Below are 24631 nucleotides of genomic sequence, written 5' to 3' on the forward strand. Positions count from 1 at the left end.
TAGACCACAAAAAGTTAGGGAGCACTTAAATTTGAGTGCTCTTTATCTGCAGCGACCAGCTTCTGATACCAAAAACTTGCCAATAATATAAATACACCAATACCAATAAACATAATGACTTTTTGCCATAGCACAACTTGAGCTGCATCTACCAGAGCAAGCTTTGCAATGCCTAATAATATGAGGCCAAAACTAAATCGAACTGATGCAATTCGTCGATTTTTCAAAAACAATATAGCTGCGCCATGCACAGCCATAACAGGCGCAATAGCAAGGTCGGCACCAACATCATTCAGCATCATGAAGGCGAGCAGATAGGTGATTAATGCATAGCTATGGCCGATCAAATCCTTATTTTTGATAGCATTTATACGTTTCGAAATACTCAAATTAGCCAAGCGTTTTGTCGTATAAACCGCAGTCGCCAATACTATGATTGGATAGATAACCACAAACAGCTCACTTCTACCGCCATTAAGCAGCGTAAGCCACGACAGCACACTGATTGCTAGCAAGGTGAAGGCATGGAAATAAAGGTTTCGTTTGAATACTGTAAAGCGCTCAGCGAACACAAAGGCAAGTAATGGATAACTCGTAATTAGTGCGAAAGGCAGAAGCTCAGAAAACAAGGTGAATGAGCGAATATCCAATACACTTGAAATACTTACCCCCACGAATATCGCTAGTAATATGGCGGCAAAATTAACGATACTACTTTGAATAAACGCGTAAAAGCCTAGCGCTTTTAGCTGCTTTTGTTTCTCTATTCTATTCGTTTCTTTTAATGCTGATTCAGCGCCAAGTTTATGGAGGTAGAAAGCGATGCTAGCTAGCACTGTAAGCCCAGCTAACAAAGCTAAGTCGTTGACGAAGTGATAGTACTGCCCAGACCAACTTTGCAGCAAGGTCATTGAAAATATACTGTAGGCAACGAGCAATACGCTCAGTATTTGGCTCTGTACACGCAACACGGCGGCCTTTATAAAATGGGCTAAGACTAAACTTAAGGCTGGAGACAGCCAGAGCAATGCGCCAATATAGGCTTCGAAGTGTCTGAAGGCTGAGCCAAGCCAACATATCGGAAGTAGAAAGTAAAAGGCAAGTCGAGCGAGTTCTGCTACTGATGCAAAAGGACTTTGCGGGTAAAATTTGCGATAAAAAGCAGACCACAGCCACAACTGTACAAAGGCCAGAATGAGTGAAGCTTTGGCAAAAGTAGGTAGCAGACTAAAGCGTAATGAGTTTACAGATTCTGCACCAATCGCTACGTAGGCCAATGGGAATATTATCAATGCGGCGGCCAACAGCTCTAATTGTGAGCGTTGTGTTTGCCTAGCTCTAAATAGTATAGCGATCTGTACGATGATGGCAGTTAAACCAGCCCAATTATCAAGCCAAATGAAGGCGCAGCTAAGTGCAATTAAACTCAAATAGGCTGTTTCTGCAAAAACAAGCACGGGGTAAACGTCTTTTAGGGTGTAGCTGTTTAGCAGCTTGTCGCTTTCTTTGCTATCTTCATTTTTTAACCTGATCAAGCGTTGCCATGCCGATAACGTGAGGCCAATCACTGCAGCGATAACCCAGCCGTCGAGCGTCAATAGCGCTGGATTAGGGAAGTAAGGATATATTGCAGCAGCACAATAGAGGATGGCTATACCACTTAAGGCTTGGCCATGATGGATAAGTTGCGCTAATGCGTAGCGACGGCTCATATAAATCAGCAATAGGCCTTCAATTGCCCATGCTATTCCCCAATAGCTTGGCGCTAACAGGGCGATAATCGCAAGTACAGTCCATGCTGCAGCAATTAAAGACGCTAGATGTGTAAAACGGTGTTTTTCTCTGAAGAGATAAACGGCAACGATGAGAGAAACAAAACCATTTAGTAAAAACTGTAAGGCTAATTCGGTGAAACCAAATTGATTGCTTTGCAGCATGAGCAGCAAGCTCGCACCAAAGTTAGACGCAATGAGCACCAAATACTTGGTGAGTGTGCTCTCTGTTTCTTTGTCTTCTCTATTTGCGTAGAGGCAAAACATAAAATAGGTAAAAAATAGAAGATAGAAGGCATTAATCATCCATGCCGCCATTTTTAAGTTGCTGTTAGCTTCTACCCAACCCAAGGTGACGAAGGCAAACACAAAGGTAATATTGCTTAACCAATGACCCAAGTACTTGAAAGCGATATATAAGCTACTGACGCTCACTAGCCATACCGACATTAGATAGAAAGTGGGAGCTATGTTGCTTGCGCCAGCAATGATGGGAATGAGGGTTATGCCGACAATGCCCATTACCGCCACCACTTTTGTTTCCAAATAAAGTGCTAAGTAATGGCAAGCAAGGGCGATTAATGCATAGATACTTAACGTAACCAATGCTGGCAGTAGCGCGTATACACTGCCCACGAAGTAAATGGTAAGAAAACAAAGTAGTAAGCCCAAACTGACGATAGCGCTGGCAAATTCAGCATATTTCGTTCGAACTTTTAGCACTAGGCCTAGTGCAACTACGCTAAGAGCTGAGCTACCTAATAGGGCAGCTTTGCTACCGGCACCTAGCTCATCAACGACTAACTGCATAAGGTAGCCAAAACCAGATAAAACAAGCCCTACACCGGCAATAGTGAGGAAGAAAATTCCTAACATGCCTCGTTGTTTGTAGCTTTCATAGAGAGTTGTGACGGGGGAGAACCAGTCAATTACCATGCTCAACAGCTGCATTAAGGCGACTTCGATGAATGATGGCTGCTGGGTTTGTGTTGCTTCAGCTTCTGAGGCTTTTATGGTAGCCGCTTCACTAATGGCCGCTTCATTTACTAGAGCTTGATGCTTTGCAGCTTCCTGCACTTTGGGTTTAGGTGAGCTTGATGGCGCGCTTGAGTGCTCGTTTTGTTGTTTGGGGGATGGCCTTGTAGAAATTTGACTTTCAAGAGCATCAATTTTTTTTGATAACAGCATACTCTTGAGGATCATTTGATTTTTGAGATCCTCTAACTCTTCCTTAAGTGCTTCAATATCCTGATTCAACCGACTCTCCATATTGTGGTGCTGACATTGCAGCGAGCATTGCATACGCTTGGATTAAGGGTAGACTACGCCTAAAGCAAGTCGACTTGTCGACCAAATTTAGCCTATACAAACTAGAATACTCCCTCACTGCGTGTTGAGCAAGCTTGCTCATCTTTTATAAAATACGCTTGCTGGAGTAGAGCTGTGTGAACTATACAAGGACTTAACAATGTATCGCTTTTCTCTTCAAAAATCTTGCAAGTGTTTTATAAAAACGGCTCTGTTGTTTGTTGGTGTTTATGCATGTCACTCTCATGCTTTTTTCATTGAGAATGGGGAAGCGCAGAATGATGAACGCTTAAGTCGAGAGTTTGTGAGCTTTCCTGCGGCCACAAAAAATACCCCATATAGCGAAGTGAGTGCGCTTAACTATAACCAAGCAGACCTTAAGCTGGTTTATTCAGATGAGCACGCTGATTTGTATTCGTCTTTATGGTTCAGTCGTGATTCTGCAACAGAAAAAGAGAAGCCTCTATTAGTATTTATTCATGGCGGCTGCTGGCTAAGTGCCTTCGATATGTCGCATTCATACGCTATGGCGACAGGCCTAGCACAGGCTGGCTATACAGTCTTGTCTTTAGAATATAGAAGAGCAGGCAACGGCGGAGAGTGGCCCGTAGCCTTGAATGATCTTGCTAAGGGCTTAACGCATGCTCTGACAGCACTTTCAGATGGAAGCCAAACAGCGTCAAGCAGAACTAAGGTCGATAACAATACTGCTGAATCAGCCAATAACCCTCAGATCAACACTCGCCATGTGGTCATTATGGGGCATAGCGCCGGTGGTCATCTAGCGGCAATGCTCGCACTGAAGCTAGAAGACATATTACCGACTACCACAGAGCGAGTGGATATAGTGTCGCTAGCAGGGATTATGGACATCAAGCAATATAGCTTTGGCAATAATAGCTGCCAAAGCGCTACCCCAAGCTTTATGCAGGGCTCGTTAAGTGAGCGGCCACAAGCGTATTACCTTGCCAACCCACAGTCTTACACAATACAACACCCCAAGATTGGTAAGTTTCTGTTGTTGCAAGGAAGTGCAGACTCAATCGTACCAAGCGCACAAGCAAAACATGTGAATGCGCAAGTGAACATGTTTGAGGGGGTGGGTCATTTTGATTGGATCCATCCGGGAAGTTTTGCGTTTAAACAATTGCTTCTTGCCCTAGAAAAAGCCGATTAACCTTGCTTCAGGAACTCAAAGTCTAGTGAATACTAATAATAGCAACACAATACACAGTTTTTCAGCTAAGCCCTCACAGGCGCTTGTGGAACAAGCAAGAGCGATGGATGAAAGCGATGCCTTAAGCCATCTTAAAACAAAGTTCCTGCTACCAAATGGGCTTGTTTACCTTGATGGCAACTCTCTTGGTGCTTTGCCCAAAGCTGCAAAAGAACGCGCTATTGAAGTCGTTGAGCAGCAATGGGGGCAAGACCTCATTACCAGTTGGAATAAACACGCCTGGATAGCCTTGCCTGAGCAAGTAGGTGAAAAAGTTGCGCCCTTAATTGGCGCTCATATACCTGGGCAAGTTATTTGCTGCGATTCTATTTCTGTCAATTTGTTTAAGTTATTGTGTGCTTGCGTACATTTAAACGGCAGTGCAGGCAAACGCAATAAAATATTGTCGCAACGCGATAATTTCCCTACCGACCTATACATGGTCGAAGGTTTGGCAACGCTGTTGAGCGAAAATCACTGTGAGTTGCTTCTTTGCGAAGAAGATGAGGTGCTTGCGAATATTCAAGAGCACGGTGATGACTTAATTGCGGTTATGTTAACCCACGTGAACTTTCGCTCTGGTTATATTCATGATTTACCAACAATTACCTCACAAACTCACGCAGTTGGCGCACTGAGCCTGTGGGACTTGGCTCATAGCGCTGGGGCTGTGCCCGTAGAGTTGGATGAGCATAACGTTGATTTTGCCGTAGGATGTGGTTACAAATACTTGAACGGTGGGCCAGGCGCGCCAGCATTTCTCTATGCAGCACAGCGTCATCACGACGCTATTCAGCAACCCTTAAGCGGGTGGATGGGTCATGCCAAGCCCTTTGACTTCACTCCTAGCTATACGCCAGCGCCGGGCATTAAACGTTTTTTAAGCGGCACGCCCAGTGTGATTTCAATGAGTGTGATGGATGCCGCTATGGATGTTTTTGATGGCGTTAGCATCGCAGAACTTAGGGCCAAGTCTGTCGCGCTAACGCGTTTTTTTCAGGCTGCGGTTGCGCAGTCATCTTACTTAAGTGATTTAGAGCTGGCTTCGCCTGAGGATGCAGGGGCCAGAGGTTCACAAATCGCTTATGCTCACCCGCATGCTTATGCCCTTTGCCAAGCGCTTATTGCCGAGGGTGTTGTGGCAGACTTTCGAGCGCCAAATATTCTTCGTTTTGGTTTTTCCCCCACTTTTGTTAGCTTCGAAGATATCGCCACGAGCTTTGCTGTGCTTGAACATACAATGCAAAGCAAGCTTTATGAACAGCCTCAGTTTAGTCAAAAGCAACTCGTTACTTAAAAGTGATAGGTCGATGACGATTTCTGCACAAGACAAAATCTGGGCCACGGTAAATATGATCCCCGTTGGCAACGTCGCCAGTTATGGTCAAATTGCCGATTTAGCAGGTTTGCCAGGTCGTGCACGGCTAGTAGGCAAGTGCTTAGGGCAACTGCCTACGAACAATGATAATTCAGATATGCAAGTGGCATGGCACCGTGTACTTCGCGCCAACGGACAAATAGCCTTTGCGGCTGAAAGTGAGCAAGCCTTGAAGCAAATAGGCTTACTTCAGGAAGAAAATGTGGCGGTGTTTAACAATCGCGTGAAACTTGCCCAATACCAATGGCAGCCTGAGCTTGCCGAGCTTTTGTTTGGTCTTAAATATTAAATATAGTGGTTAAATTTCAAATATTCTCCTAATGTGATGAAAGAATCTGCAATGCCTGTAGGTCTTATAATCGAATTTACAAAAACAAACATTTAGGAGCTACCCATGTTCGCATCAATCAAAGGTTCAAAGCTATTAACAGTCGCTGCGTTGTTAGTTGCATTCACTGTTACATCGTGCGGTCTAATTCCATCGCAAGTGCAGTCTTCAATCAACGAAGTTAACGTTGATGAGTCGAGACTGGCGATTAAAGGTTACGACCCAGTTGCTTACTTCACCATGTCTAAACCTGTATTAGGCAGTGCAAACCATACTGCTACGCATCTTGGTGCAACCTACCAATTCAGTTCTGCAGCTCACAAAGCGCTATTTGAAGGTAATCCTGAAAAGTACGCACCACAATATGGTGGCTACTGTGCATTTGGTGTGTCTAAGGAATATAAATTCGATATTGACCCTCAAGCATGGGCAGTTGTTGACAATAAACTCTACTTAAACTTGAACCCAAAAGTACAGTCACGTTGGTTAGAACAGCAAGACGAACTGATTGTTGAAGCAGACAGCATATGGAATACAATCAAAGACGTTCCTGCATCTTAATGTAAAAAATTTAACAAAATGTGAAAGTTTTTATTCCCTTTCACGGTTTATATTACTATCCTGAGTATCAGGCTATTTTTCAAACACGAGGATTTTCCTATGAAAACGACTAATATCGCAATCGCCGCTGCCCTAGCTACAGTATTAACTACGGGTGTTATCACAGATGTAGAAGCTAAGAAGAAAAAAGAGAAGTGCTATGGCGTTTCTGCCGCGGGTCAAAATGACTGCGCTAACTTAGCAGGTACTCACAGCTGTGCAGGCCAGTCTACTGTAGACAACGATATCGGTGAATGGCGTCTAGTGCCAGCAGGCACTTGTAAAGAGCTTGGCGGTCATGATCGCAAATCTGCTAAAAAATTGTTCAAAGAAATGCAAGCTAAAAAGAACAGCTAGTTCTTTTGTATCGCTAACAGCAGTATAGGCGATATGCATCAATGACTTTGAAAGAAACTAAAAAGCCCAACCCCGTCATCGGAGTTGGGCTTCGTCATTCTCATTACAGTGATTTATTGGCTGGGGAAAAGCAAAACGTTGATTTTGTTGAAATCCATGCAGAAAATTTCTTCGCCAAAGGCGGCGCGAGCCGAGCTGTGCTTAGTGATATTATTAGCACTTATGCTTTGAGTTTGCATGGTACGTCGCTGGGTTTAGGGTCAACTTTGCCTGTTCCTGAGAGTATTTTGGCGCAGTTCGCAGAGCTGGTTGAATTTACTCAACCTATGCTTGTATCAGAGCACCTGTGTTTTAATCGCGCTAAACTCAACGATAAGGTGCTGCATAGCGGTGACTTACTTCCCATTCCCTACAATGAAGCCTCACTTGCCAACATAGTTAGCCACATCCAGAAGGTGCAAGACACCATTGCTAGGCCGATATTAATAGAGAATTTATCGGCTTATGTTGAAGCTAGCCAACTAGTTCCAGATCTGCGAGACAGTTTTACAGAGTTTGAATTTTTAATTGCTATGTGCGAGAGAGCGGGTTGCGGTTTATTACTCGATTTAAATAACTTGATAGTCAATGAACTCAATAGGGCGAATTTAGCGTCCGAGCCAACGAGCTTTTCCTTATCGAATATAAAGTCACGTATTAATAGTTTACCCAAGCATTTGGTAGGCGAAATTCACCTTGCTGGCTTTTCGGCTACGGATCCAAACAGTTTTATTATCGATGACCACGGTGCACCGGTTTCCTCTCAGTGTTGGGAATTGTTCGACATGGCAATTCAGCGCTTTTCAGGCACACCCAGTTTGGTTGAATGGGATACGCAAATGCCAAGTTGGCCGGTGCTTATGGGCGAAGCTGACAAGGCAAGAGCTATCGCCAACAAGCACTTACAATCGCCACTAGCAAATTCAAGGGCTTAAATCAGTGAGTAAATTACCTGAGCAAGTTCTACCATCACAGCGGGAGCTACAAGCCGACTATGAAGTGAGTTTAATATCGTCGATTTTTACTCGAGATCTGCCTACTAGTGGTGAGCGCAGCGGTAAATCAGCTGCGCCAAACGCTGAAAAGAATAAGGAAATAAAAGCCGAACAAGCGCTTAATATCTATCAAAACAACTTTCTCGAGAACGGCATACGTGCATTAGCAATTACCTTCCCAACAGTAGAAAACTTAATTAGCCCCGAAAGCTTTCGAGTGCTAGCCAAACATTACCTATTACACTATGAAAAGTCAGCGTTTGATTGGGCTGAATATGGCGCATCTATGCCTGAGTTTATTGATGAACAAGACGCTCTCGCTGACTCGCCATTTTTAAGTGAGTGCGCTGAACTCGATTGGCTCATTCATCGCATACAGCGTGAAGCTGATGCCGACTTTGTGGCAGAGAGTTTTGCTAAGCTAGAAATAACTGAGCTTTCAGCTCTTCGTTTCACGCCAGCGCCCGGTTTGTGCATCATGCCATCGTGGTTTCCTGTGGTCGATTTGTATCAACTTGTGCACGATCCGTATTTGCAGTCGAAAGAAGCTGTGCTAGCGCGGGAAGACTTACTAAAAAACATCAATAAATCAATAAATAATGCACTTAATAGTGCAATAAATTCAGAACCACCTCGGTCTCTTGTAGTGTGGCGTGCAGAGTACAAAGCTCAGTTTGAATATGTATCGGATGCAGAGGCATCGGTCATCAACCATATCCTGAGTGAAGAGCCTGTTAGCCAAGTGATTGAAGCTGTTGTTAAGCATGACCTCGATTTGAGCGAATGGCTTAGCGAGGCAATACAGAAAAAACGAATTTTTGCCGTTGAATAAGATTTTGTTGGGGCTGCCCTATGCAAAATGACAACAGCAACGATAAAAAATAAGCGAGCATAGCGTCATCAATGCGATGAATACTATTACTGAGAAGACTACCAAGAGGCCCACAATGAGAAAGCTGATTAATTTATATAATACTGTGTTTGAAAAACTAGACTATTTGCAACCTGTCGGTCTTCTATTAGCTAGATTTTATGTGGCATGGGTGTTTTTCAAAGCGGGTTTAACTAAGCTTCGCGATTGGGACTCAACCTTGATGTTGTTCGAATATGAGTATGCTGTACCCTTATTGAACTTTGAAGTGGCCGCATATTTAGCTACCTTCGGTGAAATTGTCTTGCCAGTTTTGTTGGTGTTGGGTTTGTTTGGCAGAAAGGCGGCAATTGGCTTGTTCATTGTTAACTATGTAGCAGTAATAAGTTTTGAGGATATGCCTGCGGCTGCCTTAAATGAGCATGTGTATTGGGGTATATTGATGTTGTTGGTTGCTATCTGGGGTGCAGGAAAGTTGTCGGTCGATAATTTGCTTAACATTAAATAGGACATCTACTCACGCTGATCAATGTATAGCGACTCATTTATAAAACCACAAAACCTTCAAAAACTCCTATGTTTTTGAGGGTTTTTAGCTATTATCGTAGCTACATTAGAGTCCAGCGGCGATTTAGCTAAGCTGGTGAGTTCACTAGGACACCATTCATGAGTTTACTTGGCTCCGTCGCCATCTTTCTGGCTGCAACGCTAATCGCTGTGCCGCTTTTCAAACGTCTTAAGCTAGGGGCTATTTTAGGTTATTTGATCGCCGGTGTGATTATCGGTCCTTCGGCTCTTAATTTAGTGAACGACCCTTACACAATCTTGCATTTTGCCGAGCTTGGCGTGGTGCTTCTACTATTTGTGATTGGCTTGGAGCTTGAGCCAGCTACCCTATGGCGCATGCGCAACCAAATTATATTTAGCGGCGGTTCACAGCTCTTGGTGAGTGCTATTGTGATAGCCGCTTTTTCGCATTATGTTCTAGCGGTGTCCTTCTCGGCGAGTATCGTTATTGGTTTGGGCTTAGCGCTATCCTCAACGGCCTTTGCGATTCAGCTCATGAATGAACAACGCATTTTGCAGAGCCCTCCTGGGCAGCAAGGTTTTTCGATCTTATTGATGCAAGACGTTGCTGTTATTCCTATATTATTGGCCGTAGCCGCGCTTGCCCCAGTAGCTACTGAAGCAGGAACGCCATGGTATATTAGCTTGGGTGCAGTGCTTGCAGTATTGCTCATCGGACGTTTCTTAATTAACCCGTTTTTACGCATTGTTGCGCGCTATGGTAGCAGTGAGGTAATGACCGCCGCGGCGCTATTTATTGTATTGGTAACCGCTTTAGTGATGGATCAAGTTGGTTTGAGTATGGGGATGGGCGCTTTTATTGCCGGCATACTCCTAGCAGATTCAAGCTTTAAGCATCAACTGGAAACTGAAATAGAACCCTTTAAGGGACTGTTATTAGGTTTGTTTTTTATCGCCATTGGGATGAATCTCGATTTATCATTATTGGTAAATGAACCCGTATTTATTATCAGCATGAGCGTGTTGCTCGTTGCCGTTAAGGCCTTCATTATTTTTGTCATACTGCGAGCATCAAAACAAAGTAATCGTGATTCGATAAGGGTGGCTTTGATGTTATCGCAAGGTGGCGAATTTGCTTTCGTTGTGATGACACTGGCACTTTCAAACTCGGTGCTTAGCGCTGAAATTGCTGGGCAGGTCAATCTTATTGTGGGGCTTTCAATGGCGCTAACCTCGCCGGTGGTGATTGTGTATTCCCTGTTCTTCAATACTCAAAATTGCCCTGCAGTTTATGATAGCTTCAACGATACTGGCGACCCGAAAGTGATCATTGCAGGCTTTGGTCGTTTTGGTCAAATTACCGGTCGAATTTTAGCGGCCAACGGTATTCCTTTCACTGCAATGGACAAAGATGCCGAGCACATCGAATTCGTCCGGAAATTTGGTAATAAAGTTTATTTTGGTGATGCAACAAGGCTCGATTTACTCAAAAAGTCAGGCATACAAGAGGCACGAGTGCTCCTTGTTGCCATCGACGACAAAGACGAAATAAATGCGCTGGTGAAGTTAGTACAGCATGAATTTCCTCATATTAAGCTTATTGCTCGCGCAAGGCACAGGATGCACGCAGTAGAGCTAGCAAAAATGGGCGTTGATTTCTTTGTTCGCGAAATGTTCGACAGTGCTGTTTCAGCTTCAAAAGAGGTGCTAAAAGCCTATGGTTTCACTCAGGGGCAGGCTGATAACATGGCGAGTATTTTTGAGCAACACGACGTTGCTATGCTTGAAAGCGTAATACAGGACAACCTCGACCTGCCACAGCTTATTCAAACGGCCAAAGATGGCAGAGCAGAGTTGCAGCAATTGTTTGAAGAAGACAAGCAAGACTAAACATTCACCTTGGTATGAGTTAATTTTGCAAGGCGCATAAAGGCTACTGCTTAACAAAGTGCATGTCGCGATAGGCGTGGCGTTTGCGCTCTCGTGAAGTGAAGGGATGCATTTTCATGCCACTGACTTCGTTTGCTAAGTTTAGCTCAAAGAGTAAAAACGCATTAGACGCCGCGTTTTGATTATCCCAAGTCACTTTGTATTTGTTGCCTTCAAATGGGCTAAGAGTGCCTTTGAGTGTGCTCATTCTTTGCGATGAGATGCGTAGCTTGCCATCAATGGCTTCAATGATCATTTGCCCAAACCACGCATCCTGATAAATGCCTAGCACGTCGCTATCATTTATCAGCATGGGCTTTGTTGGAGTAGGGTCGGGTAATTTATTGGCCAAGTATTGTGACTCTTGTTCCGCTTGGTAATCACTGTAGGTTTGTACCCAGTCGTTCACTTCAGAATGAGTGCTGTCTTGAGTGGGTAAAAATGATTTTAAGATATGTTGCATCACCGACGAGCGCGCGCCGTAGTTAGAGCCATTGTTTAAAATAACCACGCCTAATTCTAATTCGGGAATAAGTGATACAAAGGCCTGAAAACCAGACAGTGTGCCAGTATGAGAAAGCACTTTGTAGTGTTGTAAGTTCGACATACGCCATCCGTATCCATAGCTTTTGAAGTGAGTGCCATCCCACTCTTGTTCGGTATTGCTCACTCTCATTATTGTGCGTGGTGTCCACATTGCTTGTAGTTGCGCTTCGGAAAATGGCAGGGTGCTTGGTGCGAGTAAGGCTTGTATCCATTTCGTCATCGACTCTGCATTACACACAATGCCCCCTGCAGCTACCGACATTTGCGCTTTAGGGCCGATGGCGTTTCTGGGAATGAGATACAGGCCACGCGCGTCGTTGTGAGCATAGGGAAGGGCGGTTTTTGCCAAGGCGCTTTTCGGAACGTCACCGGCATAACAGCTCATATTCAATGGGGCAAAAATGTGCTTTTGCAAAAAGCTTGCATAAGATTCACCACTCACTCTAGCAATTAATTCGCCAACCGTGATGTAAAGCACATTGCTATATGAATAAGCCGAGCGAAAGCTGTAATCGGGTGTTAAGTGCTTAAGGCGATGAATCACTTCTTGGCGGCTAAAGCCAGATGGCTCAGGCCAAATCATGCTATCTCCTGCACCAGAAACCAGACCACTTCTGTGCGTAAGCAGATCTTCAATGGTGAACTCTCGGCTTACCCAAGGATCTTGCATTTGAAATTCAGGAAGATGGTCGATTACCTTATCTTTCCAGTTCAGCTTTTTTTGATCAACCAGCACAGCGAGCGCTGCGGCAGTGAAGGCTTTGCTGGTAGAAGCTAAACGAAAATAAGTGCCAGGTCTAACTGATTGGTTTTTGAGCAGTTGAGCGTTGGGTAGCAAGGGCACCTTATTCACATGTTCAGCGTTAATAAAGCTTTGACCAAAACCATTTAGGAAAACAATGTCATTTTTGTGCACCACACCCACTGCCATGCCTGGTGTGTAGAAAGTTGATAGCGCAGAGACAATTTGCTGCTCTGTGGTTTGGGCATCAAAGCGGGCTTGTTCGCTGGCTAGTACTGGGTTTGGAAGAGTAATGAATAAAAAGGTAGAGAATGAAACAGCAGCTTGAATAATAGAGCGCATATTAACTCTTCTTAGGTTGTGCCTTGTAAGTCGTTTTATGATAACCCACTAGCAAGAAAGCGCCAACGTACATTGTGATCCCGTATACACCTGCAGCAATGCTATAAGCGCTATTATCGAGAAAGCTCACAGAAATCAGCATTGCCATCGTGGCATTTTGAGTGCCAATTTCGATGCCAAGTGTTAGTCCGTCTTTTTTGGATAAAGCACTCAGCTTTGCGATTAAGACCCCCAACACCGTTGCGCCAATATTCAATGCGAAGGTTAAAATGAAAACGTTAGGAAAAGACTCTTTCAGCGAATCAAACTCATCATAGGTGATAATCGCAATCAGCAAAATCATGAAAATAGTCGAAAAGTGCCGGAAAAAAGGCTCTGCACGTCGAGCTTGCTTAGAAAACAGGCGTCGTAACAACATGCCAAGGGAAATCGGCACAAGCAGCAGTACAATAAGTTTCAACGAAATGTCGAACAAGGAAAAGTGCGAAGCATCAGCTTGGGTGAAGTACTCAATCGAAAACTGAATTAAAAAGGGGGTGCTGACTACGCATATTAAGGTTGCGATAGCGGTTAAACTTACCGACAAAGCCAAGTTAGCCTTTGCGATATGACTGATCAAATTTGAGGTTGTGCCGCCGGGGCAGGCCGCTAGTATCATTAAGCCAATCGCAATTTCAGGTGGTGCCGAAAAAACAATAGCGAGTACAAAAGCAAAAATAGGCAGTAATACCAGTTGCCCGAATAGGCCAATAACAACGGGTTTAGGCGCTTTGGTCAGTCGAGTGAAATCGTCCTTTACAAGGCTAAGGCCCATACCTAGCATGATGAATGCTAGCGTTGCTGGTAAAAGCACCTGCGTGAAAAAACTACCTTCCAATATATACGCCTTATGTTATGTGGCAATGATGTGCGTAGCTAAATAATTAGCTTGAGCATAGCAAAGTTGCTACGAGTTAGCTCATTTTAGCAAGCCAAGACAAAGGAGCTATACGCATAATCCTATTGAGTATAGCCCAAGGCCAGCGTGGCACATAGCTATTGGCCCCCTCTTTTTCGATAGCCGATATAATCGCCTTACAGCCTGTTTCAGTGTCGACCATAAAGGGCACTTTTTCTACTTTTTCGTTAATTTCACTGCGAATGAAACCTGGATGTACGGTACTGACTTTTATCGGTGTTTTCATTAAGTCAATGCGAATGCCTTCCGTAAGTGAGCTTATTGCAGCTTTTGTCGCGGCATACACCGTGAGCGCGCGTCGGAAGCCCCTCACAGCGCTTATTGATGAAATGGTTACCAAATGGCCATGATTCTGCGCCCGAAAGATTTCAACGGCGGCCTCACATTGCGCTATTGCTGAAACAAAGTTGGTAATCGCTGTTTCTTTGTTGGCTTTGAAGTAGCCTGTGCCGATAGATGCACCTTTACCCATACCCGCATTCACAATTACCCTGTCGAGACTACCGAGTTCATCTTTGAATTCGTTAAACACGCGAAAGACAGCATCGTGATCATTTACGTCGAGCGACTTTATCACCACCGATATATTGGGGTTAATTTGGCTTAACTCGGTTTTCAGTTCTTCCAATCGCTCTATTCTGCGAGCACAGAGTGCGAGGTTGCGCCCCATTTTCGCATACAGCAAAGCCATGCCCTTTCCAAGACCTGAACTTGCACCTGTGATGAGAATATTTTGTCGCATGGCTCTTCCTTATTATTATTCTTTAGAGTGTTGGCTGCTCGATTATTATTACTTACTGCGCTTTATTACTTTTCTACAGCGGTGCATTAAATATTGCACAAAAAACCAGATGTGCTTATAAGCGGGGTTTCTGGTTTGTTTGTGGTGATAGCGATAATATATTTGCTGTGCGATGGCCGCTAAACGAAACAGGCCATACACCTCGTAAAAGGCAAAGTCATCGGCCTTTAAGCCTTGTTTGCCACAGTAATATTCAATGACTTCTTGGCGAGTCATCATGCCCGGTAAATGGCTGGGTTGACGCCGCGTCGCTTTTGCTACTTTGTCGTCGTCTGCCTGTACCCAATAGGCTAGGCTATTGCCCAAATCCATCAGTGGGTCACCCAATGTTGCGAGCTCCCAGTCGAGCACTCCGATGATTTCCTGAGGATTTTGCGCATTCAATACCAAATTATCGAAGCGGTAGTCGTTGTGTGTAATGCATATTTTTTCATTGCTCGGCATGTTGTCTTGCAACCAATCGGTAACCTTTCTACCGCGCGGTACATTCCAGGTTTTTGCCTTTTGGTAGCGATTAGTCCAGCCGCTAATTTGACGTTGTGTATACCCTTCGCCTTTACCGATATGTGATAGATCCGCTGCTTTGTAGTCAACATTATGTAAGTCGATTAAACCATCTAATGCCGATTCGCAAAGTTGACGTGTGTCGGCCTCCGATATCTGAAAACCTCGAGGCATATTTTGGCGTGGAATTATGCCGTCGAATTTTTGCATGATATAAAACTCAGCACCAATAACGCTTTCGTCGTCGGTGTAGCCGAGCATATCGGGTACTTTTGGATAGACCGGTTTGAGAGCTTTTTGAAGCCGATATTCGCGCCCCATATCGTGGGCGCCTTTGGCTTTTGTGCCTGCTGGCGGGCGACGCAATATTACCGACTTATTCTCAAATGCTAGGCAGTAGGTCCAATTTGATGCGCCGCCTGAATATTGGGTAATAACTGGGTCACCGCTTAAATCTGCTATGTTGGCGCGTAGCCACTCTTTTAACGGCTCTACAGGAAGCTCTTCACCAGGGCGAACCGAGCCCGCTTTATCAACTAGACTAGTCATTATCTATACTTTTTAAGTTCTAAGCGAGTCACCATGCCCATATGCACTTCGTCAGGGCCGTCGGCTAAACGTAAAGAGCGCGCGCCCGCTGCAAATTTAGCCAGTGGGAAATCTTCACACATACCAGCACCGCCGTGCATTTGTAAGGCCATATCAACCACTTCTTGAAGCATATTGGGCACAACCACTTTGATTGCCGATATATCCACCATGGCATTCTTTACGCCAAGGTTGTCAATTTTCCATGCGGCTTGCAAAGTCAATAAACGAGCCTGCTCTATCTTCATTCGAGCCATCGCAATACGCTCGCCATTGCCACCTAATTTGATGATAGGTGAACCAAAGGCAACACGTTCAAAACCGCGTTTAATAGCCAGTTCTAAGGCCTTTTCGGCCATGCCGATTGCGCGCATGCAATGATGTATCCTGCCGGGGCCTAAGCGTCCTTGAGCGATTGCAAATCCCTTACCCATACCCACTAAAAGATTCGCTTTGGGAACACGGACGTTAGTGAAGTGCATCTCGCCATGACCAAAGGGAGCATCGTAATCGCCGTAGGCAGTTAACATGCGCTTAATTTCAATCCCGGGTGTGTCGAGGGGCACAATTACCATGCTATGCTGGCTATGACGGTCGTTTTCCGGGTTAGACAAGCCCATAAAAATGCACACTTTAGCATTCGGGTGCCCAAGCCCTGTCGACCACCATTTCTTGCCGTTGATAACTATGTCGCCACCATCTTCTTCAATGGTGGCTTGCATGTTGGTTGCATCAGATGACGCTACATCTGGTTCGGTCATGCCGAACACTGAGCGTATCTCGCCGGTGAGCAGTGGCGTTAACCACTTCTCTTGCTGCTCTTTATTACCAAAATGATATAACACTTCCATGTTGCCGGTGTCGGGCGCATTACAATTGAATATCTCAGGAGCAAACAAATAGCGGCCGGTTTCTTCCGCTAGTGGCGCATACTCAAGTGTGGTTAAGCCTTGTGCTAGCTCTGCGTCGGGTAAAAATAGGTTCCACAGGCCCGCCGCCTTTGCTTTTTCTTTTAAGGGCTCAATGGCCGGATGTACCTTCCACGACTTCCAGTCACCCGTTGGATTGAGTTCTGCTAATTCGGCGTATACTTGATCTTCAATCGGCGCGACGTGCTGAAGTAAAAAGCTCCTTATCCGACCTAAGTAGTCTTTCGTTTTTTCGTTATGAGAAAAATCCATCGTGCGTCATCCTATAAGGCGTTTGTGATGTTTTAATCATAGTGGATATTGTCATTTAAGCGTACTTTGTTTCGTTTGGGTTAATTCATAACTTTCATGAATAGTATTGAGAGCATTAAATAGTCTACTAATGTGAGATTTTTGACGCTTATTGTTTTTTAAAGCTAATTAAAACATTGGTTTAGGTCTGCTGGGGGTTCTGTGCTTTCACTCTGTACATAGATGCTATCAATAGTTGCTATTAAAAAGCGACTCATTTACTCCATCACGCTTTAGCTATGCTCCTCACAAATTGCTAGAGGCTCACATAACGATGCCATATTTGGTGATCAATCGCTGGGTGGGCTCGGGGTACATAATAAGAAGGTCAATAAGTAACTGTCTATGGCTATCTTCTATTCGTTTATTTGCGCCTAATAATTTTTGCACGAAGTAGAAGTCTTCATAACCTTTTATTATATCAATCAAGGCATTATCTAAGGCATCTCGGCCTAGTTCAGGCTTTTCTACATCAACGCCTAAACGAAGTAGGGCTCTAAAGCCGATTTCATGTTTTTCCTTGATTGCAACAGACAACAGTGTTCGCCCAAAATTGTCCTGTGCATGAATATCGAAACCCGCATTTACTATATTCTCAAGCGATTGCATGTCATTGGAGCCTAGAGTACTTGATAAGACTGAGCCTACTGGTACATCAATTTTACTCAAAAGTAGTCTGAGTTCATCAACGCTTGCCTTGTTTGCCATTGCACGGTGAAATATGCCACTCTCAATAGTCGATCTAACACGGGGGCTTAATGACTCGCTTAATTCAAGCGCTGTTTTATAGTCGTTGCTTAAGAGGGCTTCTTCTAATTGCTTCAGCAGCAGGGCGTCGGGGGCCTTATCAATTGCCTGGCTTATTTCCAGTGTTCGCCTAAAAGAAGGGTCTGATCTTCTTTCTGCGTTTTGAATAGTGTTAATTAAGCCTTTAGCTCTGTATTCGTCGATTAGACTAAGTTGTTCGATTGCTAAGTCAGCATCAATTAGCTTTTCATTATATTCCTTGAATATTTGTAAAGCTTGCGCATGAAGCTGCTCGTACTTTTCTTTTTGTATTTGATCTTGCTTTCGGTCCTTAAAGCTTTTTTGACGTTTCTTTTGGAACACTATAAATTCGTCTTCACATGTTTTCGATAGGCTAGCGTTGCCCTTGGTATGAATCGCAACTAGCTCATGCACGACTTCAGCTAGTTCGCGCTGTAGCCTCTTATCTTCCGCGGTGCTAAGGGTTGATACTCTTTGATGTTGCTTGTAAAAGCTTTCATTATTCGCATTCGGGAAACGTGTGTTTAGTCTTTCCTCAAAATTTTTATTCGCACTGGTGGTAAATAAACCCGCGTTAACAAGGGTTTTTATCGTCTTATCACTCGCCCTGTCGTCCACAAGCAACAGACCGCCATGACTACGTTGGAGTTTGCTTACTTCTTTATAATTACTGAAAGGGTCGACCCCTTTGGATAACCAAAACGCCGCTAACTCATATTGATAATTGCTTAACGCTAGCAGCACTAAATTGGTCGACTTATTATTTTTGTAATCAAAAACGGTATTAAAATTTCCGTTAAAGTGTTGGCTTAAATAGCTTACAAGTTCTGGCCTATTGCGCATATAATGCGTCATTTCAACGAGTTCGGTGAAATGAATTTGGTAGCCAGAATTTAGGAAAAGGTCGATGATACTTTTCGTCGATTCGGCCGATTGAGAAGATGAATTCATTGCCCATTTTGTTGACATTGTATAGTTTAGTAGTGAGTTACCAAATGAATCTAACAAGATGCTATTGGGAGAATCCTCAACTATTTTTGTTAATAAGCTCTCGGCTAGCGCGTAGTTATTTTCTATTATGGCTTGCGTAAAAGCGTCACTTGACACCAGCACTCCCTCTTCACGAATAATTTTTTCGATGCTCATTTGTGGGCGCTTAAAATCCGATGAACGGAGATTGTTCGCATCGGATACGAACATTGGCTCAGGAAGATAAAACAGTCTAGTCATAGCGCTGCGAAAATAAAGTGCCATTTCTTCGCTTTCATTGGGGAATTTATTTTTGGCAAGTTTGCTTAGTGTTTGAAAAAAAGCAGCATTAAGTCGATATTCTTTGAATAAGGCCCGTACTTCTTCTTCACAGCGTTTGGAAGCTTGAAAAAATGAGGCTGTCGTCGGGCTCTCTGTTTTTATGCTTTGGCGAGGTGATACAAGCTCTTCAGTTGACTCTTCGAGCACCACTTCTTGCGCTTGTTCGTGCGTGTCTGTCGTGTTCTCTTGAATCGACGTATCTGCTTGTGCAACAAATTCATTTTCATCCGTGTTGAGGTGAATGTAGGCGCCGATCGCTATTATGATGATTGCGATTAGACTTAACACTGGTTTTAGGCTCATTCCATGACTTCCAATAGTTTTAAAAAAGGTGGCAACGCATTTTTACTCGTATTTTACATTTAGTGTTGATTTTTTGCGCGATTCTGTCGATATTAAAGCTGTGGTGAATATTTGAATATTATTTTAACACTTTTATTAGGGTCATATTCCAACAGCACCATCAATGTACTACATCCAATGTACTACATCACTTTTACAATCAGTAAGTATTTTTCGCTTAAGGATGAGCATAAGCGGAGTTTCTCTATTTTATGTCTCAACAGTTAGCCAAACTATCCATCATTTCACTCACTCTAATGTCGATGGTGTTATCAACATTGTTCATTCTTGTGATGGGCATTCAAAGCGTAAGTAGCTCTTATCAAAATATGCGAGCCAGCGATACTGCGGTTATTAGTACTGAGGTGATGGTTTTACTCGATCAACTGGCTCATAATTTTGCGGTTGAGCGTGGGTTGAGCGCTGGGTTTTTAGGGAAGCCAAACGAGCAGGCCTACAACAAAGTCCTTACTCAGCGCAAAAAGGCCGACGAAGTTGTGAGGCTCTTTGAGGCCAAATTACAAGACAGTGAGGTGGAAGAATTAGGTATTGCGGCTAGTTTGAACTTGGTGCAAAAAACACTGCAGGGGCGAAATGTCATTCGACGCCAAGTTGATGCAGAAGAAGGCCGCAGCGCCTTTGGTTACTATTCTTCATTAAACAGGGCAGCTCTTGATGCGATAGAGTTGGTTCGTTTACGCAATCAGGTAGCAAAGCAGCAGTTAGGTATAAGCCAAGCCCTCTCTTTTGCTCAATTGAAAGAACGCTCGGGTCAGGCGCGAGGCTTGATTAACGGCACTCTAGCGCGTGGTGAAATAGCAAGCACTGCGAAGGCCAATCTTCAACTTTATGTTGACGAAATAAGTGCCCAGCAACAAAAGCTCTCGCTGCTCCTGCAGGGCGAAGAACTCGCCAGTTTCGAGAAGATATTACGCTCAGATAACGCCATGTTAATTAAAGACACCCACCAATTCTTGTTAAGAAGTGCTGGCGACCTGCAGCTTAGCCAAAGTCCGGTTACTTCTGCTAATTGGTTTCCGCTTGCGACTAAAGAGATTGTAGAAATTAAAAAATTACTAGATGCCAAATGGGAGCAAAATATTGCGCAGGCTCTGCAAAGCCAATCAAGTGCTCATACTTGGATTTTTGTCAAAAGTGTCTTGTTCTTGCTGTTGCTAGCAGCGCTTGTTTCAATCAATTTATATTTAATAAGGTCGTTGAAGAGTGAGCTTCAGTTGCTTACGAGTAAGTTGCATAAAATGTCTCGAGAGGGCGACCTGACAATTGACTTTACCATTAATTCAAACGACGAATTTGGTGACATATCTCGCTCTATCGCGTCCAGTATCGGCGGTATTCGTGGCTTGATCATTTCGATGGTTGATGCAATCGACCGCAATACTCGTTTGAATGCTGACTTTGATCAGGCGCGTGCTAAAGTGATTGACGATGCAACTAACACGCAAACCATCGCGAATAATATTGTGCTGGCCGTAAGTGAAATGAGTGCGGTGAGTAGTGATATTGCTGCAACGGCAGTGGATACTAAAGAGGCAAGTGAGCATTTGAATCAGCGTTTGTCTGAGTCGATTGATTTAACGCATTCGAGTGAGTCTTCTATCCGAAATGTTGCGGATAACATGGACAATATTTCCGATAAAGCAGCTTCGACAAATGAGCAGGTTGCTGAAATATCGAATATTCTTGAGAGCATTAACAGTATTTCTGAACAAACTAATTTACTAGCTTTGAATGCTGCTATTGAAGCTGCGAGAGCTGGCGAACATGGTCGCGGCTTTGCTGTGGTTGCCGATGAAGTCAGGAACTTAGCCTCGAATAGCCAAAAAGCGACCGAACAAATCGCCACCTTATTGCACACCTTACAACAGGCAAGTACTGAAGTGGTGAATGCCGTGCAAGATGGTCGTGTTACCATCGCTAGCACTTTGGATACGGTGAATAAAGCCAAAGAGATATCCCTTATTCTGCAAGACTACTCTTCAAAAGTTGATTTACAAGCTAGCCAATTTGCCAGTGCCTCTGAAGAACAGACCGTAACGGCATTGCAGATATCTGAAGAGGCAAAGCAAGTCTTAACCGCGGCAACAAATCAATTAGACGCCATTCAAAAGATGACCACCATTTTTGATGATATTGTGCAAAATGGAGAAGTACTAAGTACGACAATTTCAAGCTATAAACTCAAGTAACTATCTTTATATCTTGAGGATGGTGATGTTCTGTTATCAATTAGCTAATGTTAATAAGCGTTGCGCTTTGCTGCTTTAAATTTCAATGACTTCTGGTAGACTTCGCTGAGGTTGAAGGTATATAAGGGATTATCACTATCAATAAGTCTGCGTTTTTCATCAGCTGTGCTATTGCTGCCGCCATTGGTTTTGCCTCTGCTGAGCTTATTTTAGGCAGCTCAGCTAGCCCACATAATTTAGCTAGCCCTAACAGCCCTGATAGCCAATTGGCTCTCGCGTCTAGCCAAGCAAATCTAAATTCCAGCCAAATAGAAAGTAATAAACAAAGCAATATAGAAAGCAATATAAAAAGCAATGAAGCTCAAGGTCTTGGGCTTGATGTAGAAAAACAACAAGAGCAGAGCAAGCAACGAGTGCAAGCGCTTAAGGTTCAGCTTGCCGAAGCAAATGCACGTTACTCGCAGCTACAAAAAAAATACGCATTGGCCAACCAAGCTTTGGAAAGGCAAGGAAGAATTTCACCAAGGCAGCTCACGGAATATCTTCCAGCCCCCTTCGATCTGCTTGTTTCAAATTACGATGAGAAGGCCTTTGCCGAGTTCGAGACCTTTTATCGCGCCGATGATAACAACCCAATTACCCAAGACTACGAGCGTTTGATAAGCGCACTTTTTGATGACTCAGTGAATGAACATTTTGTGTTAAAGAAAGTAGACTGCAAATTGAGTGTTTGCCATATTTATTTTTTAGCCTCCAATACTCAGTCTGCGCAATACCTTCAGCACGCCACGGCATATTTGCTCGAGCAAGAGTGGGCTGCAAATTTCATATTAGCAGGCTACCGAAGCTTTTTAGAAAGCGCTAATGAAAAGCAACTCATTGCTTTTGTATATTCGTATAGGGTCCCAGATAATAGCGGAGCAAGCATTAATGAGTAGACTAGGGCAATACGCAGTCATTTTGTTATGCTTTGTAATTGCTTTCTTAGCAAACCGTGAATTGCAAGCTGACGATTTTGAAAGGGGTAATGTTGAAAGTGAGACTGCGGAAAGCAGCAATATTCAAGCTGAACACTTTGCTAAAAGCGGTATCGAAAACCAGAAAACGAACAATGTATTGTCGACGTCAGAAAATCGGAATGTGACTGCTTATCAAGAGCTATCAGGTAACCAAGAACTATCAGTTAATCAAGATTTATCAGTTAAACAAGTCAATAAACAAGCCCGTAATGATATCGATTTGGATGACTATGATTGGCATGAAGAAGAAGAGCTAATCGACGCAAAGCTCAAGGAGCTTAGTCGCTCATATAGTCAGCTTAATAGACGTTACCAAAGCGCATTGGCAAGGCTTGAGGCACCTGCCGCACTCACAACTAAGCCGAATAAGCCATTGCGAGGCACAGCCTTTGAATCTGTGAGCAAAAAACTACCACCAAAAGCTGCCGCAGCCTATCAGTCTTTTTATGAAAGTAGTGACGATGCGCAATCATATTTCGACTTAAAAACCCGTATTAGCGATTATTTTTTACTTCATCAATACGCTGAATTCGTTAACCTGCACAGAATAGACTGCAAGAATTCCGTTTGTTTTCTTTATGTATACAATAACGACGTGAAATTTGCCTGGGAGGTGGTGAAGTCTATTAGTGAAGCTAGTGATATTCATGCGATTACGGTGGGAAACTATCATTTATTCCCGATAGACAAAACACAGCATGCAGATAGTGACTATCAATATGGAGTGTTTGTGAGCATTTCTGCACCGCTTCGACGCTGAGTAAACGGCAATTCACCCACAGTACTTCATCGCATTGGCCCGAACTTAGTCAAACAGGCCTAAGAATGCAGCTATCATTGCAGCAAGACTTATTACACTGATAATACTGCATGCAATAATAGGGTCGTTTATACGCTTGCCGTTCATACCAAGCTCCAACACCGCTTTTTGTGGGTTGCTAGCTTGGTAATATACCGTCACCTTATCGCCTTTTTTATATTTTTCAGCGAAAGCTTCGCAGTCCTCTTTGCTTGTGACCGAATAAAAAGCTGGTATGTAGTGGCTATACTGTTTTCCTGCTACTTCATAAGTATATTCAACCGAGTAGTTACGGCCATTCCTGTTACCGACTGCCACACTTAGTTCACTGTGCTCAATGTTGCCCTGTACTGAAGGCCACGATTCGCTCTCGCTTTGCAGTTTTTTTAATTCTAGTGAGCGCCGTAAAATATAAAGGCTGATCAAGAGGAAAAACAAAGCCGCGAAGAAAGGCGCAGAAAGCATAAGTGTGTACTCACATTAAAAGTTAAATTATTGTTGCCAAGGCTTGCGCTACCACAAGCAAAAGCAAAAGCACAAGCTTCTATGCGCAACAGGCCAAGTTAAAGCAAACTTCCCTTTTGCATAAAGTGTTTTCGGCATAGTGATACATACTTTTCATTGCCGCCCACGTCTACTTGATCGCCTTCTGAAATTGGATTTCCTTGCTCATCTAAACGAGCAACGAAATTCGCTTTTCTGCCACAATGGCAAACCGTTTTCAGCTCAGATAGTTTATCGGCCCATGCCAGTAAATAATGACTTCCTTCAAAGGTTTGGCCTCTGAAGTCGGTACGCAATCCATATGCAAGCACCGGTATTTTTAGTGTGTCGACAATTTGCAGGCATTGAATTACCTGTTGTTTGGACATGAACTGTGCCTCATCAATGAACAAACAGGAAATCTTCTGTTTTGCACATTCTTTTTGCATAGCGGCAAATAAATCAGTATCGGATGAAAACAATTCAGCAGGTGACTCTAAACCAATTCTTGACGCGATCTTGCCTGTGCCATAACGATCGTCAAGCGCTGCAGTAAACAAGCAAATGTTCATACCTCGTTCTTTGTAATTGTAGGCTGATTGAAGTAGTGAGGTAGATTTACCCGCATTCATTGCGGAGTAGTAAAAATAAAGCTGCGCCATGTTGGTTTCTTATT

The 24631-nt window shown here is 43.7% G+C and carries 21 protein-coding genes; 12 read left to right on the forward strand and 9 right to left on the reverse strand.

Annotated elements, in window-relative coordinates; translation table 11 throughout:
• Positions 1-14: 14 nt before the first annotated feature.
• Positions 15-3029: a DUF2339 domain-containing protein gene (locus ISG33_RS01705; RefSeq protein WP_195731838.1), complete on the reverse strand. Its 3015-nt coding sequence runs from the start codon at positions 3027-3029 to the stop codon at positions 15-17.
• 211 nt (positions 3030-3240) lie between these two features.
• Between ISG33_RS01705 and ISG33_RS01710 the strand changes: the two genes are divergently transcribed.
• From ISG33_RS01710 to ISG33_RS01750, 9 genes are all read left to right on the forward strand, one after another.
• Positions 3241-4257, forward strand: a complete 1017-nt coding sequence (locus ISG33_RS01710; RefSeq protein ID WP_195731839.1) for an alpha/beta hydrolase — start codon at positions 3241-3243, stop codon at positions 4255-4257.
• A gap of 103 nt (positions 4258-4360) precedes the next feature.
• Positions 4361-5593: a kynureninase gene (kynU, locus tag ISG33_RS01715; protein WP_195732978.1), complete on the forward strand. Its 1233-nt coding sequence runs from the start codon at positions 4361-4363 to the stop codon at positions 5591-5593.
• Positions 5594-5606: 13 nt separating this feature from the next.
• Entirely contained in the window at positions 5607-5963 is a 357-nt protein-coding gene (locus tag ISG33_RS01720; protein ID WP_195731840.1) for an MGMT family protein, read from the forward strand.
• 105 nt (positions 5964-6068) lie between these two features.
• A complete protein-coding gene (locus ISG33_RS01725) occupies positions 6069-6563 on the forward strand; it encodes a YHS domain-containing (seleno)protein (RefSeq protein ID WP_195731841.1) in 495 nt (164 codons plus the stop codon).
• Between the two features lie 99 nt (positions 6564-6662).
• Positions 6663-6959 carry a BufA1 family periplasmic bufferin-type metallophore gene (locus tag ISG33_RS01730; protein ID WP_195731842.1) on the forward strand — a complete coding sequence of 99 codons (297 nt, stop codon included), beginning with the start codon at positions 6663-6665 and terminating at the stop codon, positions 6957-6959.
• A 41-nt stretch (positions 6960-7000) separates the two neighbouring features.
• The gene (locus tag ISG33_RS01735) at positions 7001-7933 is read left to right on the forward strand and encodes an MbnB/TglH/ChrH family RiPP precursor modification enzyme (protein WP_195731843.1); all 933 of its coding nucleotides are present in this window, start codon (positions 7001-7003) and stop codon (positions 7931-7933) included.
• 4 nt (positions 7934-7937) lie between these two features.
• Positions 7938-8825 carry an HvfC/BufC N-terminal domain-containing protein gene (locus tag ISG33_RS01740; protein ID WP_195731844.1) on the forward strand — a complete coding sequence of 296 codons (888 nt, stop codon included), beginning with the start codon at positions 7938-7940 and terminating at the stop codon, positions 8823-8825.
• Positions 8826-8940: 115 nt separating this feature from the next.
• Positions 8941-9372, forward strand: a complete 432-nt coding sequence (locus ISG33_RS01745; RefSeq protein ID WP_195731845.1) for a DoxX family protein — start codon at positions 8941-8943, stop codon at positions 9370-9372.
• Positions 9373-9530: 158 nt separating this feature from the next.
• Entirely contained in the window at positions 9531-11282 is a 1752-nt protein-coding gene (locus ISG33_RS01750) for a monovalent cation:proton antiporter-2 (CPA2) family protein (RefSeq protein ID WP_195731846.1), read from the forward strand.
• Between the two features lie 43 nt (positions 11283-11325).
• Here the strand turns inward: ISG33_RS01750 and ISG33_RS01755 are convergent, their stop codons facing one another.
• The 6 genes from ISG33_RS01755 to ISG33_RS01780 form a co-directional block, all read right to left on the reverse strand.
• Positions 11326-12951: a serine hydrolase gene (locus ISG33_RS01755; RefSeq protein ID WP_195731847.1), complete on the reverse strand. Its 1626-nt coding sequence runs from the start codon at positions 12949-12951 to the stop codon at positions 11326-11328.
• Between the two features lies 1 nt (position 12952).
• Positions 12953-13828, reverse strand: a complete 876-nt coding sequence (locus tag ISG33_RS01760; RefSeq protein WP_195731848.1) for a bile acid:sodium symporter family protein — start codon at positions 13826-13828, stop codon at positions 12953-12955.
• A 76-nt stretch (positions 13829-13904) separates the two neighbouring features.
• Positions 13905-14651 carry an SDR family oxidoreductase gene (locus ISG33_RS01765; RefSeq protein ID WP_195731849.1) on the reverse strand — a complete coding sequence of 249 codons (747 nt, stop codon included), beginning with the start codon at positions 14649-14651 and terminating at the stop codon, positions 13905-13907.
• Positions 14652-14699: 48 nt separating this feature from the next.
• Positions 14700-15764 (reverse strand): phosphotransferase family protein, encoded by a 1065-nt coding sequence (locus ISG33_RS01770; RefSeq protein ID WP_195731850.1) that lies wholly within the window; start codon positions 15762-15764, stop codon positions 14700-14702.
• Positions 15764-16984, reverse strand: a complete 1221-nt coding sequence (locus ISG33_RS01775; protein ID WP_195731851.1) for an acyl-CoA dehydrogenase family protein — start codon at positions 16982-16984, stop codon at positions 15764-15766. The genes ISG33_RS01770 and ISG33_RS01775 overlap by 1 nt, the downstream gene beginning before the upstream one ends.
• Positions 16985-17287: 303 nt before the next feature.
• Positions 17288-19405 (reverse strand): ankyrin repeat domain-containing protein, encoded by a 2118-nt coding sequence (locus ISG33_RS01780; protein ID WP_195731852.1) that lies wholly within the window; start codon positions 19403-19405, stop codon positions 17288-17290.
• Between the two features lie 251 nt (positions 19406-19656).
• Here ISG33_RS01780 and ISG33_RS01785 point away from each other — a divergent pair, with 251 nt between their 5' ends.
• The 3 genes from ISG33_RS01785 (at position 19657) to ISG33_RS01795 (ending at position 23433) form a co-directional block, all read left to right on the forward strand.
• The gene (locus ISG33_RS01785; protein WP_195731853.1) at positions 19657-21654 is read left to right on the forward strand and encodes a methyl-accepting chemotaxis protein; all 1998 of its coding nucleotides are present in this window, start codon (positions 19657-19659) and stop codon (positions 21652-21654) included.
• 266 nt (positions 21655-21920) lie between these two features.
• Positions 21921-22592: a hypothetical protein gene (locus ISG33_RS01790; protein ID WP_195731854.1), complete on the forward strand. Its 672-nt coding sequence runs from the start codon at positions 21921-21923 to the stop codon at positions 22590-22592.
• A complete protein-coding gene (locus ISG33_RS01795) occupies positions 22585-23433 on the forward strand; it encodes a hypothetical protein (protein WP_195731855.1) in 849 nt (282 codons plus the stop codon). Before ISG33_RS01790 ends, ISG33_RS01795 begins: the two co-directional genes overlap by 8 nt.
• A gap of 45 nt (positions 23434-23478) precedes the next feature.
• Here the strand turns inward: ISG33_RS01795 and ISG33_RS01800 are convergent, their stop codons facing one another.
• Positions 23479-23937: a DUF3592 domain-containing protein gene (locus tag ISG33_RS01800; protein ID WP_195731856.1), complete on the reverse strand. Its 459-nt coding sequence runs from the start codon at positions 23935-23937 to the stop codon at positions 23479-23481.
• A 98-nt stretch (positions 23938-24035) separates the two neighbouring features.
• Positions 24036-24617, reverse strand: a complete 582-nt coding sequence (locus ISG33_RS01805) for a thymidine kinase (protein WP_195731857.1) — start codon at positions 24615-24617, stop codon at positions 24036-24038.
• Positions 24618-24631: the final 14 nt, after the last annotated feature.

It is taken from the genome of Marinibium conchae, assembly GCF_015595035.1.
Taxonomy (GTDB): Bacteria; Pseudomonadota; Gammaproteobacteria; order Enterobacterales; family Alteromonadaceae; genus Glaciecola.

Coding starts and splice junctions, on each gene's coding strand:
- ISG33_RS01745 (WP_195731845.1), top strand. CDS start 8,941: ATGAGAAAGCTGATTAATTTATATAATACTGTGTTTGAAAAACTAGAC.
- ISG33_RS01755 (WP_195731847.1), bottom strand. CDS start 12,951: ATGCGCTCTATTATTCAAGCTGCTGTTTCATTCTCTACCTTTTTATTC.
- ISG33_RS01770 (WP_195731850.1), bottom strand. CDS start 15,764: ATGACTAGTCTAGTTGATAAAGCGGGCTCGGTTCGCCCTGGTGAAGAG.
- ISG33_RS01765 (WP_195731849.1), bottom strand. CDS start 14,651: ATGCGACAAAATATTCTCATCACAGGTGCAAGTTCAGGTCTTGGAAAG.
- ISG33_RS01730 (WP_195731842.1), top strand. CDS start 6,663: ATGAAAACGACTAATATCGCAATCGCCGCTGCCCTAGCTACAGTATTA.
- ISG33_RS01800 (WP_195731856.1), bottom strand. CDS start 23,937: ATGCTTTCTGCGCCTTTCTTCGCGGCTTTGTTTTTCCTCTTGATCAGC.
- kynU (WP_195732978.1), top strand. CDS start 4,361: ATGGATGAAAGCGATGCCTTAAGCCATCTTAAAACAAAGTTCCTGCTA.
- ISG33_RS01795 (WP_195731855.1), top strand. CDS start 22,585: ATGAGTAGACTAGGGCAATACGCAGTCATTTTGTTATGCTTTGTAATT.
- ISG33_RS01775 (WP_195731851.1), bottom strand. CDS start 16,984: ATGGATTTTTCTCATAACGAAAAAACGAAAGACTACTTAGGTCGGATA.
- ISG33_RS01785 (WP_195731853.1), top strand. CDS start 19,657: ATGTCTCAACAGTTAGCCAAACTATCCATCATTTCACTCACTCTAATG.
- ISG33_RS01805 (WP_195731857.1), bottom strand. CDS start 24,617: ATGGCGCAGCTTTATTTTTACTACTCCGCAATGAATGCGGGTAAATCT.
- ISG33_RS01750 (WP_195731846.1), top strand. CDS start 9,531: ATGAGTTTACTTGGCTCCGTCGCCATCTTTCTGGCTGCAACGCTAATC.
- ISG33_RS01720 (WP_195731840.1), top strand. CDS start 5,607: ATGACGATTTCTGCACAAGACAAAATCTGGGCCACGGTAAATATGATC.
- ISG33_RS01725 (WP_195731841.1), top strand. CDS start 6,069: ATGTTCGCATCAATCAAAGGTTCAAAGCTATTAACAGTCGCTGCGTTG.
- ISG33_RS01710 (WP_195731839.1), top strand. CDS start 3,241: ATGTATCGCTTTTCTCTTCAAAAATCTTGCAAGTGTTTTATAAAAACG.
- ISG33_RS01780 (WP_195731852.1), bottom strand. CDS start 19,405: ATGAGCCTAAAACCAGTGTTAAGTCTAATCGCAATCATCATAATAGCG.
- ISG33_RS01735 (WP_195731843.1), top strand. CDS start 7,001: ATGACTTTGAAAGAAACTAAAAAGCCCAACCCCGTCATCGGAGTTGGG.